Annotated in this window: 10 protein-coding genes; 6 read left to right on the forward strand and 4 right to left on the reverse strand. The window is 72.1% G+C overall.

What is annotated here, in order from left to right; translation table 11 throughout:
* Nucleotides 1-209: 209 nt before the first annotated feature.
* From ACZ43N_RS05310 to ACZ43N_RS05330, 5 genes are all read left to right on the forward strand, one after another.
* Entirely contained in the window at nucleotides 210-1,577 is a 1,368-nt protein-coding gene (locus ACZ43N_RS05310) for a class I adenylate-forming enzyme family protein (protein WP_468095113.1), read from the forward strand.
* 23 nt (nucleotides 1,578-1,600) lie between these two features.
* Nucleotides 1,601-1,846, forward strand: coding sequence for an acyl carrier protein (locus ACZ43N_RS05315; protein ID WP_468095115.1), 246 nt, complete (start codon nucleotides 1,601-1,603; stop codon nucleotides 1,844-1,846).
* Between the two features lie 115 nt (nucleotides 1,847-1,961).
* Nucleotides 1,962-2,927, forward strand: coding sequence for an ABC transporter ATP-binding protein (locus tag ACZ43N_RS05320; RefSeq protein WP_468095117.1), 966 nt, complete (start codon nucleotides 1,962-1,964; stop codon nucleotides 2,925-2,927).
* Nucleotides 2,924-3,772: an ABC transporter permease gene (locus ACZ43N_RS05325; protein WP_468095118.1), complete on the forward strand. Its 849-nt coding sequence runs from the start codon at nucleotides 2,924-2,926 to the stop codon at nucleotides 3,770-3,772. The genes ACZ43N_RS05320 and ACZ43N_RS05325 overlap by 4 nt, the downstream gene beginning before the upstream one ends.
* 112 nt (nucleotides 3,773-3,884) lie before the next feature.
* Nucleotides 3,885-4,724 (forward strand): TetR/AcrR family transcriptional regulator, encoded by an 840-nt coding sequence (locus tag ACZ43N_RS05330; RefSeq protein ID WP_468095518.1) that lies wholly within the window; start codon nucleotides 3,885-3,887, stop codon nucleotides 4,722-4,724.
* Between the two features lie 66 nt (nucleotides 4,725-4,790).
* On the opposite strand, the gene ACZ43N_RS05335 is transcribed toward ACZ43N_RS05330, so the two are convergent.
* The 4 genes from ACZ43N_RS05335 to ACZ43N_RS05350 form a co-directional block, all read right to left on the reverse strand.
* Complete coding sequence (locus tag ACZ43N_RS05335) at nucleotides 4,791-5,906, reverse strand: SIS domain-containing protein (RefSeq protein ID WP_468095119.1); 1,116 nt, start codon at nucleotides 5,904-5,906, stop codon at nucleotides 4,791-4,793.
* 35 nt (nucleotides 5,907-5,941) lie between these two features.
* The gene (locus tag ACZ43N_RS05340; protein ID WP_468095120.1) at nucleotides 5,942-6,685 is read right to left on the reverse strand and encodes an SDR family NAD(P)-dependent oxidoreductase; all 744 of its coding nucleotides are present in this window, start codon (nucleotides 6,683-6,685) and stop codon (nucleotides 5,942-5,944) included.
* Nucleotides 6,686-6,747: 62 nt separating this feature from the next.
* On the reverse strand, nucleotides 6,748-7,977 hold the full coding sequence (locus tag ACZ43N_RS05345) for a cytochrome P450 family protein (protein WP_468095122.1): 1,230 nt from the start codon (nucleotides 7,975-7,977) through the stop codon (nucleotides 6,748-6,750).
* Between the two features lie 99 nt (nucleotides 7,978-8,076).
* Nucleotides 8,077-9,030, reverse strand: coding sequence for a chlorinating enzyme (locus ACZ43N_RS05350; RefSeq protein ID WP_468095124.1), 954 nt, complete (start codon nucleotides 9,028-9,030; stop codon nucleotides 8,077-8,079).
* Between the two features lie 451 nt (nucleotides 9,031-9,481).
* Here ACZ43N_RS05350 and ACZ43N_RS05355 point away from each other — a divergent pair, with 451 nt between their 5' ends.
* Entirely contained in the window at nucleotides 9,482-17,278 is a 7,797-nt protein-coding gene (locus ACZ43N_RS05355) for an amino acid adenylation domain-containing protein (protein ID WP_468095125.1), read from the forward strand.
* Nucleotides 17,279-17,280 lie beyond the last annotated feature (2 nt).

Genomic DNA, 17,280 nt, shown 5'->3' on the forward strand with positions numbered 1-17,280 from the left:
GCGGGAAGAATGCAAGCGGTTGTTGTGCGAGCCGGTTTCCCGTTGTCCGGGCACCGCCCGAACCTAACACGGCGGTTCATGGAGTCAATGTCGTGAGCAGGCCCGCGGGCAGCGTCGGTTGTCCCGCCGGCGGGACAGTGAATTTCCGTCTGGTGCGCCCATAATCACCCTGTTGACTTCCCGATTCTTCCAGCCGGTGAGGGAGAGGCATGGCAATCGCGTCCTGGTGGGGTGAATCATTGCTGGACGCCGGTGCGGACCGGCAGCCCTGGGCAATTTCACGCACTGCGGAATCCAGATCCGAACTGCGTTCCGCGGTGGCCGAACTCGGTCGCGCCTTCCGCGAACAGGGAATAGGTGAGAACAGTACCGTTCTGCTCCGCATGAGGCCGAGCCTCAGCTATGTGCGGGTGCTGCTCGCCCTGTGGAGCCGGGGCGCGCAGGTCCTCCTGGTCGACTTCCGGGCGACACCCGCCGAGTACGAGCCACTGGCCGAACTGCTCCAGCCCCAGTACGTGATCGACTCCGACGGGCATCCGGGACCGGCGACCGGCTTCGAGGAGGAGGTCGCCTTCCGTGTCGGCGCCAGGCCGTCCGGGCGCCCCGCCGCGTCCGACGCCTGCCTCGTCCAGTTCAGCTCCGGCTCGACCGGCCGGCCCAAGGTGATCGGCCGCACCCCCGCGTCGCTCCTCGCCGAACTCGACCGTCACGCCGCCCTGCCGGAACTGCCCGGCGCCGGCGACCGCCTGGTGCTGCTCAACTCCCTCGTGCACACGATGGGCCTGGTCACCGGCGTGCTGCACGCCCTGCGGCAGGGCGCGACGGTGGTGCTGCCGCCCCTGCCGACGCCGGCCGAGGTGCTGCGGACGGCCCGGGAGGCCGGGGCGATGGCGATCTACGGGGTGCCGGCTCACTTCGAACTGCTGACCAAGACCCCGCAGGTGCCCCCGCTGCCCGCGCTCCGGCTGGCCGTCACCGGCGGCGAACGGCTGCCCGTCGAGGTGTACGAGGAGTTCCACCGCAGGTACGGGGTCCGGGTGAGCCAGGTGTACGGCGTGACCGAGACCGGCCTGCTCGCGGCCGGGCTGCACGGGCCGCGGCCGCCGGTGCTGGGCAGCACGGTGCCCGGGGTCGAGACAAAGATCGTCGACCAGGAGCTGTACGTACGCCTGGACCGGTCGCCGTATCCGCTCGACGACCAGCCGGACCGCTACGTCGACGGGTGGCTGCGCACCTTCGACCGTTTCGCCGCGGATGACGTCACCGGCGAGCTGAGCATCCTCGGCCGGCTGGACTCGCTCGTCACCATCGGCGGCCTCAAGGTCGACCTCGCCGAGGTGGAGACCGTGCTGCGGGCGCACCCCGCGGTCGCCGAGGCGGTGGTCCTCCACCACGAGGTGATCGAGGCGTACGTCGGGGGCGAGCCGGCACCGGAGGCGGGCGAGTTGATCGCCTGGTGCCGGGAACGGCTGAGCGCCGTCAAGGTCCCCAAGCGGTTCTTCGTCGCCCGCGCCCTGCCCCGCAACAAGACCGGAAAGCTCGTCCGCGACCGGAACGCGATCCGCGCCGGTCTGTGACCCCACCCGGAGGGAAAACGTCAGTGATCAGCAAGGATGAGATCAGAGAGATCCTCTCCCAGAGCCGCTCGTTGGCGCTGTCCGCCGACGTCGGCGACGACGCGGAGTTCGTCATGGACTCCTTCACCCTGGTCACCCTCCAGGCCTCCCTGGAGGACCGGTACGGCATCCGTCTCGACCCCCGGTTCGAAGAGCTCCAGACGCTGAACTCGGTCGACGACATCCACGCGTACCTGCTCGACCGCTTCCCCGGACAGGTGGCCGGCTGAGGCGGCCGGCCGCGCCCCTCTTCCCCTCCCCGGTCCCGGCGCCGCGCCGGGACCGGGGAGGGGCGCGTGCTAATGTTTTACGCCGTAATGAGATAGCGGAAGGAGGGGGAGTGACATGAGTGCGGACACGGCGGCAGAGCCCGCCATCGAGGTCACCGACCTGCGCATGAGCTACGGATCCACGACCGTCCTGCACGGGGTGACCTTCCGGGTCGCCAGGGGTGAGGTCGTCGCACTGCTAGGCCCCAACGGCGCCGGGAAGACGACGACGATCGAGATCCTCGAGGGCTTCCGGATGCGCTCCGCCGGTGAGGCGCGGGTGCTCGGCACCGATCCGGCGCACGGCGACGAAAGCTGGCGGGCCCGCCTCGGCGTGGTCCTCCAGTCCTGGCGGGACCACGCCAAGTGGCCCGTCCGCGAGTTCCTGGCGCACTACGGCTCCCTGTACGCGCCCTACTCCACCGAGCGGATCACCCGCCCGCGTGACGTGGACGAACTGCTGGAGGCCGTCGGGCTCACCGAGCAGGCCGGCCGACGCGTCGGACAGCTCTCCGGCGGCCAGCGGCGGCGGATGGACGTGGCGATCGGCATCGTCGGCCGCCCCGAGGTGCTCTTCCTCGACGAGCCGACCGTGGGCTTCGACCCGGAGGCCCGCCAGGAGTTTCACGCGCTGGTGCGCCGGCTCGCCGAGGTCGAGGACACCACGATCCTGCTGACCACCCACGACCTGGACGAGGCCGAGAGGCTGGCCGACCGCATCGTGATCCTGGCCAGGGGACGGATCGTGGCCGATGCCACCCCCGAGGAACTGGCCCGGCAGGTGGAGACCGGCGCCGAGGTGCGCTGGATCCGCGACGGCGAACGGTTCACCACCTCGACCCGGACCCCGACCCGGTTCGTGCGTGAGCTGTTCGCCGCGCACGGCGCCGACGTCGACAAGCTCGAGGTCCGCCGGGCCACCCTGGAGGACACCTACCTGGCCATGGTGCACGCCGCCGAGTCCGGCCGGGACGGCGCCGGACTCCCGGAGCTGGGCGCATCCCGGGCGGCTGTCGAGCGGGTGGCGGAGGTGTCGTCATGAGCGTGACCGCGACCGCGACCGCCGTCCGCAGCGGACTGGCGGCGGGCCGGATCGAGACCCGCCAGTCGCTCTCCAGCGTCCAGGACGTCCTCGGCATGCTGTTCATCCCGATCGTCCTGCTCGTTGTCGCCCTGCTGCGGCGCGGCTCCGACATCGGCGGCACCGGCTTCTCGCTCGGTTCCACCACCCTGGCCGGCCTGCTGGGTCTGACGCTCGCCTTCAACGGCTTCCAGGCCGTGGCCTTCAACCTGCTGATGGAACGGGAGGACGGCACGCTGCTGCGGGCGAAGGCCGCCCCGAATGGCATGGTCGCCTATCTGATCGGCAAGATCATCCACTCGGCGGCGACGACCCTGATCACCACCGCCCTGCTGCTGGTGCCCGGCCTCCTCCTCTTCGACGGGGTGCGCCTGGACAGCGTCGGCGCCTGGTTCACGCTGGCCTGGGTGCTCGTGCTCGGGATGCTCGCGACGATGCCGATCGGCGCCGTCCTGGGGTCGGTGCTCACCAGCCCGCGCAACATCGGCGTCGTCATGTTCCCGCTGCTGGCGCTCTTCGGCGTCTCGGGCATTTTCTTCCCGGTCACCGAGGCGCCGGAATGGCTCCAGTGGATCGCCCAGGTGTTCCCCGTCTACTGGCTCGGTCTCGGAATGCGTTCCGCCCTGCTGCCGGACGAGTTCGTCGCCGTGGAGATCGGCAATTCCTGGCGATATGTCGAAACATTCTGCGCACTCGGCGCGTGGGCCGCCCTCGGTCTTTTGCTGGCACCCGTGGTACTGCGGCGAATGGCGCGCAAGGAATCCGGCTCGGCCGTCGAAGAGCGCCGGAAAGCGGCCATGCAGTGAAAGCCGTCGCGGGGCCGTCAGGTGTTTTCGCGGCCCCGCACGAAGGACGGCCGCCGAGTGGCCGTGCGGTAAGGTAATGACCGTCCAGTCCGGCGCCAGTCAAGGGGATGTGGTGGTGGTTTTCGCCGGCCAGGGGGATTTCCGTCGTTCCTTGGCCCTGCTGTGGCGCACCCCCGGTGAGGCGGTCCCACGGAGCGGTCCGGGACCCCGGCCCGGACTGACCGTGGACGCGATCGTGGACGCCGGGATCGGCATCGCCGACGCCTCTGGGATCTCCGCGGTCTCCATGCGCGAGGTGGGCAAGCGCGTCGGGCGGACCGGAATGGCGCTGTACACCTACGTGCCCAGCAAGGACGAGCTGGTCGACCTCATGTACGATCGCGCCCTCGCCGAACTGCCCACCGGCTACGACCTCACGGACGGCTGGCGCGCGGCGCTCTCGGCCTGGACGCACGACTACTGGGCGTTCTGCCTGCGCCACCCCTGGACCCTCCAGGTCTCCCAGGCGCGTCCCGTGCTGGGGCCGAACGAGAACGCCATGCTGGAGACCGTCCTGCGCATTCTCTTCGCGACCGGGCTCAGCGCGCAGGTGCTGCGGCGGGTCGTCGGCACGCTGATCAACCACGTCCGGGGCGCCGCGCAGACGGTGGTCGACTCCCGGCAGGCCGCCGCCGCGACGGGTGTGTCCGACGAGGACTGGTGGGCCGCCCGCTCCGCGGCCTTCGAGGAGGTCGTGCCCGACTTCGCCGAGCGCTTCCCGACGGTCGTCCGGCTCGCCGAGGAGGCCGCCGCGGCTCCGCCCGAACCGGAACTGCCGTATCTGGAACGGGAGGCGACCGAGACATTCGACGCCGGACTGGCGGTCCTGCTGGACGGGATCGAGGCCATCGTCCGCCGCAGCGCGCAGGACGTGCCGGACGCCCGGGGCACGCGGGTGGCGGAGGGCGCGTAAGGCCCGCCGTCCGGATCGCGCCGGTGTAGCGGGCCCTGACACGGGGGCCTCGGTTCCTTCCAGGGGTCAGCCGGACGTCTTCGCCATTCCGGCCTCGGCCAGGATGGCGGTCGTGTGGTACCACGGGTTGCCGGCGGACTCGGAGATCAGGTCGCGGGACTTGGTGTCGTAGAGGCGGCCCAGCTGCAGCGCCGTGTGCTGGACGAACTCCAGCGCGGTGAAGTACTTGCGCATGAACGTCGGCTGGTCGAGCGCGAACTCGGTCACCGTGATGTTCCGGTTCTGCGGGATGTCGCGGGTGAGCAGACGGACGAGGTTGTCCATCTTCTGTCGCGTGTAGGCGTCGTCGTCGCTGTCCCGGAACAGCAGGACGCTGTGCGGGCGGTCCGGGTCGGAGAGCGCGGCGACCTCGCTGTGGCAGAACTCGTGGAAGAAGTTCCGGGTCGCCGGTGCCATCGCCATCTCGTTGAAGTGCATCTTGGCCAGCTTCAGCAGGCTCATGTACCACTTCGGCGACGCCAGCATGATGATGTTCGCGTCCTTCGAGCGCAGCGCGGTCGCGCGGGCCAGCTCCTCCAGCTCCGGTGTGAAGTCCGCGGCCAGATGGCCCGCGAGCGCGGCGACCTCCGCGCGGTGGTCCTCCTTGATCAGCCCCAGCCGCGGGAACATGTCGAGCAGGATCGCGAAGTACTGGCCGACGTGGAAGAGCGGGTACTCCCGGTCCGGCTCGCTCAGTTCCCAGCGGGCCACCGACACCCCGGCCTGCCGGCCCAGCTCGGCCAGCCTGCCGCCGGAGGTCAGCAGCAGCGTGCGGTGGTAGCGGCCCGCGAGCTGGTGGAAGACCCGCACCGGTTCCTCGGAGTGGCCGCTGTAGGAGCTGATGACGAACAGTGTCCCCTCGTCGTCGACCACCGACCGCGGGACGAGGTAGGGGAAGTCGTAGTCGTTGAAGACAAGGACCTCCACTCCCGCACCCGAGGCGTTGAGGAACGTCCCGATCACATCGGAGACGATGGCGGAGCAGCCCATCCCGGAGAAGACGATGCGGTGGAACTGCCCGCTCTCGATGCGCTCGCGCAGTTCGGGAGTGACCTCGGCGAGGGAGTACTCGCCGGACTTGAGGAAGTCGGAGCGATACCTGATCTTGAGGAAATCGGCATACCGGTCGAGGCGTGCGAACATGAAAGGCTCTTCTCTCTCGGACATGGCGGTGACCGCTACCACATGAACTGGCCACCGTCGACGATGAGTTTCTGGCCGGTGATGTAGCGGGCCCCGTCGCCGACCAGGAACTCCAGGGCGTCCGCCATCTCCTCGGGCGAGCCGATCCGCCCCTGCGGAATCTCGGCGAGCAGCTCGGCGCGCGCCGTCGGATCGGCGACCCGGTACCGGGTGCGCATCTCCTCGGTGTCGATCATTCCGGGAATCAGGCAGTTGACCCGGACGGCCGGGGCCAGCTCCAGCGCGAGGCACTTGGTCAGATGCAGCAGTCCCGCCTTGCTCGCGCAGTAGTTGACGCCGTTCAGCCGGGGCCGGATCGCGGTCGTCGCCCCGACGTTGACGACACTGGCGCCGCCCTCCAGGCCGAGCATGGCCGGGGCGAACGCCTTGGTCAGATAGAACGGCCCGGACAGGTTGGCGTCCAGCACCTGCCGCCAGTCGTCGTCCGCCATCTCCAGGAACGGCCCGTCGATGTTGCGGCCGGCGTTGTTGACCAGCACCTGGGGCGCGCCGTGCGCGGAGAGCACCCGCTCGGCGAAGGCGGTCACCGCCTCCGGGTCGGCGACGTCCAGCCGGACCGTCTCGACCCGGTCGCCGAGTTCCTCGCTCAACAGGTCCGCGGCGGCCTTGTCGGCGCGGTACACCGCGACGACGTGATGGCCGAGCCGGGCCAGCCGCCGGCTGAGCGCGACCCCGATCCCCTTGGTTCCTCCGGTGACGACAGCGGTGCGGTTCGGCATGGTCCTCTCACGTGTCCTCGGCGCGTCGGCGGACAGTCGGGCATACGGAGGCCCCGTCCCGGTCATCCGAGGACGACCGGCAGTTCGCGGAAGCGGGTCCACAGCGGCATCGGCTCCAGGTCCAGTTCGTCACGGCCGACGGCGAGCGATAGGCCGGGGTGCCGCTCGAACAGCACCTGGAGCGCCACCCGGGCCTCCATCCGGGCCAGGTTGGCGCCGAGACAGAAGTGCACACCGTGGCCGAAACCGAGGTGCGGGTTGGGGGAGCGGGTGACGTCGAAGCGCTCCGGCTCCTCGAACACCTCCGGGTCCCGGTTGGCAGCCGCGAGCAGCGGCAGCACCGACGCCCCCGCGGGCACGGTCTGCCCGTGCCATTCGATGTCCTCGACCGCGGTGGCCGGCCGGGTTCCGGTGATCGGCGGCAGATAGCGCGCCACCTCGTCGACCGCCGACCGCCACAGCGACTCGTCGTCCGGCGCCGCACGCAGCAGGTCCAGCTGGTCCGGGTGGTCCAGGAGGGCGGCCACCGCGTTCGTGATCAGGTTGTACGTCGTCTCGTAGCCCGCCGTCACCAGGCTGAACACCATGGCCACCAGCTCGGTGTCGTCCAGCCGGTCGCCCGCCTCCTCGGCCTCGATCAGGCCGGTGACGAGGTCGTCCGCGGGCTCGGCCCGCTTGCGGGCGACCAGGTCGCGGGTGACGTCGACGAGGTCGCGCACGTGCGCCTCCCAGTCCTCCCGGGAGCCGCTGAACCCGCTCATCAGCGCCGTGACGCCCTGCTGGAAGCGGACGCGGTCCTGCTCGCCGACGCCGACGAGGTCGGCGATGACGGTGTAGGTCACGGGGAGCGCGAAGTCCTGGCGAAGGTCGATCGGGCCGCTGTCGCCGCCGAGCGCGTCCAGGCGGCGTTCGGCGAGCACCCGGACCTGCTCGCCGAGATGGTCGATGCGTTTCGGCGTGAAGGGAGCGGCCACCAGGGAGCGCAGCCTGCGGTGCTCGTCCTTGTCCTTCATGTCCAGGGTGGAGCTGACCAGGCGGATGTGCTCGGGGATCTCGACGCCCGGCGGAGGCCCGTACGGGGAGCGCAGCAGGCGGGGGTCGGTGAGCATCGCCTTGCAGTCCGCGTAGCGGGAGACCACCCAGACGTCCTGGGCGAAGGCGCCGAAGTCCAGCCGCACCTGCCCCAGCGGGGAGTTCTCCCTCAGCCAGGTGTAGTGGGCGGGCGGATCGGCGGCGAACTCCGCACCCCCCATGACGATCGGCAGGGTGACGGAGCTTGGGGTGACGGTCATGCGGGTGCCCTCCTCCAGGCAGGGGTGCGCGGCACAGGCCGGCTGGAGGCGCACCCGCGAGGGGCACTCCTTCAGTCGGCCGGGGTGCAGGGGTCCGACTCAGCCCAGGAACTCGGAGATCGGTGTGCCGCGCAGCGACTCGCGCAGGAACTTGTTGTGGCCGGTGTCGTCCTCACCGCTGACGAGGACCGCGCCCCACTTGTCGAGCGGGATGCTCCCGCCGTACTCCTCGACCCGGTCGGTGTCCGGGTAGACCCGCACGCTGGTCGGGACGTAGCGGGTGGCGAAGCCCATCCGGTGACTCTTCGTCGTGATGTTGGGCAGCGACGCGTGCATCAGGGTGGACCAGAAGATCACGCATTGGCCGCGCCGCATCACCAGGTCGAAGGCGTCCTCCTCGGTCGGCTTCCAGTCCGGGTCGATCTGGAGCTCGCGGTAGTCGTAGCCGAAGAAGCCGCGCGGAACGCCGTCCTTGACCTTGGAGTTGATCTGCGAGGTGTCGTAGGTCATCCGCTTGGTCTCGTCGTAGTTCATCCGGTGGTGCGAGCCGGGGATGACCTGGAGACAGCCGTTGTCCCGGGTGGCGTCGGTGAACGCCGTCCACACGGTGAGGGTGCCCTTGCCGAACTCGGTGTCGGTCTCGCCGGGCCACAGGATCTGCGGTTTGCCGCTGGCGTTGGCGAAGGTGTCCGCCTGATGCCAGTCGGTGCCCTCGTCGCCCGGGTACTTCGGGAAGAACTCCGTGCGCCAGCACAGGACGTTGGGCCCCAGGATGGACGCGACCCGTTCAGTGATCTTCCGGTTGCACACGTGCTGCATGAGCAGGTCGACGTCGAGGTGACGGTCGTAGTTCGCGATGTTGGTCGCGCCCGACATCGCCTCGTCGACCGGGTAGGCGGCGTGCGAGCGGTCCATGACCTCCCGACGGGCCCGGCGCCACAGCGCGTCCATCTCTTCCGGGGTGTAAATCGTCAGCGGCCCGATATAACCGTTCTCCCGGAAGAAGTCGAGCTCGGTATCCGAAAGCTGCCACTGCTGGGTGTCAGGTGTCATGCTGGATTCTCTCCGGGTGCGTCCTCGAATTTCTGGCGGACGATTGCGGGACGCGTTGGTCAAAACCATGGGGGAGGGTGCAGGAGTTTCGACGTCCCGGGTGTGCTCGGTGTTTCCGTGTGATCGGAACCTAGCCGAGCGCTCGAGTCATTGTCGACGCGTCGGCCGACCGGAAAGAGCGTCGTGGTGTCCCGCCGGCGGGACACACAGTCCGCCTCGGCACCCCGTATGACCTGCCTGTCGGCGTCCGATGCGGCCGGCCGCCGCCCATTCCTCCGCGCGATCGCCGGGCTTGTACGGGGCCCGATGCGCCGTTACGTTCGGCCGGAGCGAATTCGCTGTATCGATTGTTCATTCCCCGGCCCGCCCGTACCGGCTTTATGCGCCGGATGATTCGGTTCCCGGGTGGTTCCGCGCTTCCAGTAGGAAATCTCGGAGGTCGTCGATCTTGTTGAACGCCGACACAATGCTGCCCCTGCTGGCAGCGCAGCGTGAGATCTGGTTCGCCGAACAGCGGCTGAGCGACGGCAATTCGGTGTATCAGGTCGGCGAGTACGTCGATGTGCAGGGCGAGTTCGACACGGAGATCTTCGAGCGCGCGTTGCGGTCGGTCGTCGCCGGCCTGGACACCGTGCACAGCCGCTTCCACCAGGACCGCGGCCGGGTGGCGCAGAGCATCGACCCGGACCGGCCGTGGGAGCTGCGCGCCGTCGACCTGTCCGGTGCCGACGATCCGCAGGCCGAGGCCGACGCGTGGATGCGCCGGGAGCTGTCCCGGCCGACCGATCTGACGGGCGGTCCGCTGTTCCGTTTCGCAGTGCTCCGCCTCAGCCCCGAGCGGCATTTGTGGTACCAGAACTACCACCACATCGCCATGGACGCCTACGGCTCCTCCCTGGTCTCCCGCCGGGTCGCCGAGGTCTACACGGCGCTCACCGAGGGGCGCGACCCCGGCCCCAGCCCGTTCGGCACGCTGCGCGAACTCGCCGACGAGGACGCCGCGTACCGCTCCGCGCCGGACTTCCGGCAGGACCGGGACTTCTGGCTCGGGCAGCTGGGCGGCCGGCCGGCGCCCTCCCCGCTCGTCAGCCGGTCCCGGGGGGCGGCCGCCACGTTCCGCAGCGTGACGCGATGGCTGTCCGAGGAGCGGTTCGACGCCGTGCGCGGGACCGCCCGCAGCGTCCGGGTGCCCTGGCCGGTGGTCGTCACGGCCGCCGTGGCGCTGCACGTCCAGCGGCGGACCGGGGACGAGAACGTCCTCCTCGCCTTCCCGCTCTCCGCCCGCGCGAGCCAGCTCGCCCGGCAGACCCCGGCGAACCTCGCCAACGTCCTGCCGCTGCCACTCACCGTCCGCCCGGACATGACCGTCACCGCCCTGCTGGAGCACGTGGCCGAGCAGATGGCCGCGGCCGTGGCACACCAGCGCTACCGGGGCGTGGACCTCCAGCGGGACCTCGGGATGGCTCATGCCACGTCCCTGCTGCCGGTCGTCAACGTCATATCGCACCCCTACGACCTGCGGTTCGGCGCGGCACGCGGCACGATGCGCAACCTGTCCTCCGGTCTGGTGGGCAACCTGCTGTTCATGCTCTGGGACCGCCAGGACGGGCAGGGCCTCCAGGTCGACGTCAACGGCCGTGACGACCTGGGACTGGCCGACCACCGCGACGCGTTCACCGCGATGCTGGAGGCGCTCACCGCCACGGATCCGTCCCAGCCGGTGAGTTGCGTCGGCGGCCCGACTCCGGCGCCCGCGGACCCGGCTCCCCCGGCCCCGGCGGTCACCGCCGTCCCCGGTGCTGCCACCCTCCCCGAGCTGTTCGCCGCGCAGGCCGCCGCCACCCCGGACGCCCCCGCGCTCACGGCGGACGGCACCACCTGGTCGTACCGGGAACTCGACGAGCGGTCGAACCGGCTGGCCCGCGCCCTCATCGCCCGCGGCATCGGCCCGGAGGACGTCGTCGCCGTCGCGCTGCCCCGCTCCGCGGACCTTGTCCTCGCCCTGCTCGGCGTGCTCAAGTCCGGCGCGGCCTATGTCGCCGTCGACCCCGACTACCCGCCCGCCCGTATCGCGTACATGCTCCAGGACGCGGCGCCCGAGCTGCTGATCACCTCCTCGGCGGCCCGGATCACCACCGACCAGGACCACCTGCTCATCGACGCCCCGGAGTTCCGCGCCGACGCCGACGGCCGCGACCCTCGCCCGGTGGCCGCGGACGAACGGGTCCGGCCGCTGCGGCCCGGCTGCCGCGCCTACCTGACCTACACCTCCGGGTCCACGGGCCGCCCCAAGGGCGTGATCACCTCCCACGAGAACGTCGTCCGCCTCTTCACCACCACCCGCGAGCCACTCGGCTACGGCCCCGGCGACGTGTGGACGCTGTTCCACTCGGCCGCCTTCGACTTCTCCGTGTGGGAGATCTGGGGCGCCCTGCTGCACGGCGGCCGGCTGGTCGTCGTCCCCTTCGAGGTGAGCCGCTCGCCGCAGCGGTTCCTGCGGTTGCTCGCGGACGAGCGGGTGACCGTCCTCAGCCAGACGCCTTCGGCGTTCTACCAGCTCACGACCGCCGACCAGGAACTGCCCGAGGTGAGCCGCCGACTGCGGCTGCGCACCGTGGTCTTCGGCGGCGAGGCGCTCCAGCCCGCCCGCCTCGCCGACTGGCGCCGCCGCCACGGCGGCACCGGACCGGCGCTGGTGAACATGTACGGCATCACCGAGACCACGGTCCACGTCACCCACGTCGAGCTGGGCCCCGAGCAGGGCCCGGACAGCGTGATCGGCGTCCCGCTCGCCGACCTGACGGTCCATCTCCTCGACGAACGGCTGCGGCCGGTGCCGGTCGGCGCGATCGGCGAGATGTACGTCTCCGGGCCCGGCCTGGCCCGTGGCTACCTCGGCCGCCCGGGCTTCACCGCGCAGCGGTTCGTCGCCGACCCGCACGGGCGGCCCGGCGAGCGCATGTACCGCACCGGCGACCTGGCCCGCCGTGACCCGGCCGGCCGGCTCACCTTCGTCGGGCGCTCGGACGACCAACTGAAGGTCCGCGGCTTCCGGATCGAGCCCGGCGAGATCGAGGCCGCGCTCGCCGAGTGCCCCGGCGTGGCGCTCGCCGCGGTCGCCCTGACCGAGGAGCGGGAGGACGACCGGCGCCTGGTCGCCTTCGTCGTCGCCGAGGACGGAGCCGACCCCGCGCCCGAGGAGATCAAGGAGGCGGTCCGCGCCCGGCTGCCCGAGTACATGGTGCCCGGCCGGATCGTCCGCACCGACGCGCTGCCGCTCACCGCCAACGGCAAGCTCGACCGCGCCGCCCTGACCACGGCCACGAACCCCGCGCACACCCCGGCCGGTGGCGGGCTCTCCTCCCGGCTCGACATCATGTGCGCGCTCTTCGCGCTCGTGCTCGACGAACCCGAGGTCGGCCCCGACGACGACTTCTTCGACCTCGGCGGCCACTCCGTGCTCGCCACCACACTGATCACCCGCATCCGGTCGACGTTCTCCGTCGAGGTGGACCTGCGCGTCCTGTTCGACGACCCCACCCCGCGCGCGGTGACCGCCGCCCTGGACGACGCCGGACTGGCCCGCCCGCCCCTGGTGCGGCGGGAGCGGACCACCGAGCTGGAGGCCTCCTACGCGCAGCGCCGGATGTGGTTCCTCCAGCAGATGGACGGCCCCGGCGGCGCCTACAACATCCCCTCGGTGCTGCGCATCGACGGCCCCCTGGACGTCGCCGCTCTCAGCGCCGCCCTCGGGGACGTCCTAGCCCGACACGAGAGCCTGAGCACCGTCCTTCCGTACGTCGACGGCCGCCTCCTCCAGCAGGTGCTGCCGCCCACCGCGCCCGCCCTGGCCGCGACCCCCGTCACCGAGGCCGAACTCGACGAACGCCTCGCCGCGGGCGCCCGCCGCCCCTTCGACCTCGCCGTCGAACCGCCGCTGCGCGCCGAGCTGTTCAGCACCGGAGCCGACGCGCACGTCCTGCTGCTCGTCCTGCACCACTGCGCCTGCGACGCGCTGTCGATGCGGCTGATCGCCCGCGACCTCGACCGCGCCTACGCCGCCCGCGCCGCCGGCCGCGCCCCCCGGCTCGATCCGGCACCGGTGCGCTACAGCGACTACACGCTCTGGCAGAACGAACTGCTCGCCGCGGACGGCACCGGCGGCGGCCTGCTGGAGACGCAGGTGGCGTACTGGCGCGAGCAGCTGGCCGGACTGCCCGAGCAGATCGAGCTGCCCACGGACCGGCCGCGGCCCGCCGTCGCCTCCTACACCGGCGACCACATCAGCGTCTCCCTCGACGCCGAACTGCACCGTCGCCTCCTCGACCTGGGCCGGGCCTCGGGAGCCAGCCTGTTCATGGTGCTGCACGCCGGCCTGGCGGCTCTGCTGTCCCGCCTCGGCGCCGGTGACGACATCGCCGTCGGCAGCCCGGTCGCGGGCCGGCTCGACCAGGCGCTGGACGACGTGGTCGGCGCCTTCGTGAACACTCTCGTGCTGCGCACCGACGTGTCCGGCCGCCCGGCCTTCACCGATCTGCTCCAGCGGGTCCGCGAGACGGCCCTGGCCGCCTACGCCCACCAGGACGTGCCCTTCGAGTACCTCACGGACGCCCTCGCGCCCGAGCGGTCGCTGGCCCGCCACCCCTTGTTCCAGGTGATGCTGGGTCTCCAGGACACCGCTCCGGCCGGTGAGTTCACCCTGCCCGGCCTCACCGTCTCCACCGAGCTGGGCCGCACCGGGACCGCCAAGTTCGACCTCTTCCTCAGCCTGGTCGAACGGCGCACGGCCGACGGCGACCCGGCCGGCCTCGACGGCTACGTCGAGTACGCCTCCGACCTGTTCGAACCGGAGACCGTGCGCACCCTGTTCGACCGATTCGCGCGGCTGCTCGCCGGGGCCGCCGCCGACCCCGGCCGCCCCGTCGACCGGATCGACCTGCTCACGGCCGACGAGCGCGCCCGCCTGCTGACCGCGGGGACCCCCGGCACGGCGGACCTGCCCGAGGCGACCGTCACCGGCCTCTTCGCCCGGCAGACCGCCGCCACCCCGGCCGCGATCGCGGTCTCGGCGGACGGCCGCGACCTCACCTACGCCGACCTCGACGCGCGCGCCGACCGGTGGGCCCGCGCCCTGGCCGGGCACGGCGTCCGCGCCGGGGACACGGTCGCCGTGGCGCTGCCGCGCTCACCGGAGTTGGTGGTCGCGCTGCTCGCCGTACTGAAGGCCGGCGCCGCCTACGTACCGATCGACCCCCGCTATCCGGCCGCCCAGGTCGCGTCGATGCTCGGCGAGACCCGGCCGAAGGCCGTGCTCACCTCCCGCGACGCCGACGTCCGCCACCTGCCGGACACCGCGGCGCCCCGCCTGCTGCTGGACGACCTGGAGGCGGCGCCGGAACCGGCGGAGCGGGACGCGGCCCCGCCGCACCCGCTCTCGGCCGCCTACGTCATGTACACCTCTGGCTCCACGGGGCAGCCCAAGGGCGTCGTGGTGACCCACCGCGACATCGCCGCCCTGGCCACCGACCCGCGCTTCGGCGACGGTGTCTGCGCCGGCGTCCTCGTGCACTCGCCCGCCGCCTTCGACGCATCGACGTTCGAGATCTGGGCCCCGCTGCTCCGGGGCGGCCGGCTGATCCTCGCCCCCGCGGACGCACTGGACGCCGAGGAGTACGCGGACCTGATCGTCCGTCACCGGCCGAGCGCGCTGTGGCTCACCGCCGCGCTGTTCGCCGTCGTCGCCGAGTACCGGCCCGAGTGCTTCGCGGGTGTCCGCCAGGTGTGGGCGGGCGGCGAGGAGATCGCGCCGTCGATGGTGCGGCGGGTGCTGGCCGCCTGCCCGGACACGGTCGTGGTCAACGGCTACGGCCCGACGGAGACCACCACCTTCGCCACCAGCCATGCCGTACGCGACCTCGCACCCGAGGCCCGCAGCGTGCCCATCGGCCGCCCGCTCGCCGGCATGCGCGCCTACGTCCTGGACGCCGGTCTGCAACCGCTGCCCCCGGGCGCCACGGGCGAGCTGTACCTGGCCGGCGCCGGGGTCGCCCGCGGCTACCTCGGCCGGCCCGCGCAGACCGCGGAGCGGTTCGTCGCCGACCCGTACGGTCCGGCCGGGGAGCGCATGTACCGCACCGGCGACCTCGCCCGCTGGACCCCGGACGGCGTCCTCGAGTACCGGGGGCGCACCGACCGGCAGGTCAAGCTCCGCGGCTTCCGCGTCGAACCCGGCCACGTCGAGGCGGTCCTGCGGGAGCACCCCGCGGTCGCCCAGGCCGTGGCCGAGGTCCGCCGCGAGGGCGACGGGGAGCCCCGGCTGGTCGCCTACGTCGTACCGGCGGAGGGCGGACGGCCCACCCGTGACGCGCTGCGCGCCTTCGCCGGGCGCCGCGTGCCGCAGTACCTGGTGCCGCACGAGATCGTCGTCCTCGACGCCCTGCCGATGACCGCGCACGGCAAGCTGGACCGCGCGGCCCTGCCCGCGACCGTCGCCCGGCCGGGCGGACGCACCCCCGCCGGCCAGGCCGAGCACCTGCTGTGCACGCTCATGGCCCGGGTGCTCGGGCGCGACACGGTCGGTGCCGACGACGACTTCTTCGGTCTCGGCGGTGACAGCATCTGCGCGATCCGACTGGTGAGTGCCGCCCGTGCCGAAGGGCTCACGTTCACCGTGCGGGACGTGTTCGCGCACCGGACCGCGGCGGAGCTGAGCCGGAGCGCCGGCGCACCGGACGCCACCGCGGACGGCGAGGCCGACGACACCGGCACCGGCCCGGTCCCGGCCACCCCCATCGTCCACTGGCTGCGCGAACGCGGCGCCCCGGTGCATCGCTTCGCCCAGTCCCTGCTGCTGTCCTGCCCGCCCGGCCTCTCCGAAGACGCGCTGCGGGCCGCCGTCCGCGCGGTGACCGACACTCACGACGCGCTCCGCCTGAAGCTGGTCGACCAGGACGACTCCTGGACCCTGGAGGTCCAGCCGCCCGGACGGACTCCCGACGCCGGCCTCGTGCGCCGCGTCGACGCCACCGGCCTGGGCGAGGACACCCTCGCCGACCGGGCCCGCGCCGAGGTGTCGGCCGCGGCCGACCGGCTCGACCCGCACGCCGGGCGGATCGCACGGCTCGTCTGGTTCGACCGGGGGCCCGAGACGCCCGGCCGGCTCCTCCTCGTCGTCCACCACTTGGCCGTCGACGGGGTCTCCTGGCGCATCCTCACCGACGACCTGATCCAGGCGTACAGCCAGGCGGCCGCCGGTCGCACGCCGGACCTGTCGCCGGTCGGCACCTCGCTGCGCCACTGGGCGCGGCGCCTCACCGCGCAGGCCACCCAGCCCGACCGGCTCGCCGAACTGCCCCGCTGGATGGACGTCCTCGACGCCCCCGACCCGCTGCTGACGCCGAAGCCGGCCGACCCCCGGCTCGACCTCGCCGCCGACACCGTCGACACCGTCGCCACGCTCCCGGAGGACGTCGTCGGCCCCCTGCTGACGACCGTCCCGGCCGCCTTCCACTGCGGCGTCGAGGACGTGCTGCTGACGGCGCTCGGACTGGCCGTGGCCGCTTGGCGCCGCGACCGGGGGGACGACACGGCCGACGGCGTGCTCGTCGACGTCGAGGGCCACGGCCGCGAGGACGTGGTCCCGGGCGCCGACGTGTCGCGGACGCTCGGCTGGTTCACCACCCTGCACCCGGTCAGGATCGACCCCGGTCGGATCGCCTGGGCCGAGGTCACCTCGGGCGCTCCGCGCCTGGGCGACGCCGTCAAGCGGGTCAAGGAGCAGGCGTGCGCGGCGCCGGACGGCGGCATCGGATTCGGGCTGCTGCGCCACCTCGCCCCCGGCTGCCGCGAGGTGCTCGCCCGCCTCGGCACCCCGCAGATCGGGTTCAACTACCTCGGGCGGTTCGCGGCCCCCGGCGCCCCGCTGGGCGGTGAACCGGGCTGGGGCATGGCCCCCGAGGCGGTCATGGTGACGACCACCGACCCCGGCCTGCCCGTCGCACACGGCCTCGAGGTGCACGCCGTCGTGCACGACGCCGCCACCGGGCCCCGGCTGACCGTCACCTGGACCGGAGCGCGGCGGCTGTGGTCCGACGCCGACCTCACCGACCTCGGCGAGCGGTGGACGACAGCCCTCGAAGGCATCGTCCGGCATGCCCTCTCCCCGGACGCGGGCGGCCACAGCCCATCCGACTTCCCGCTGGCCGACCTGACCCAGAACGACATCGACGACGTCGAAGCCGCGTGGTGACC

The sequence above is a fragment of the Streptomyces sp. NPDC030814 genome, assembly GCF_055572155.1.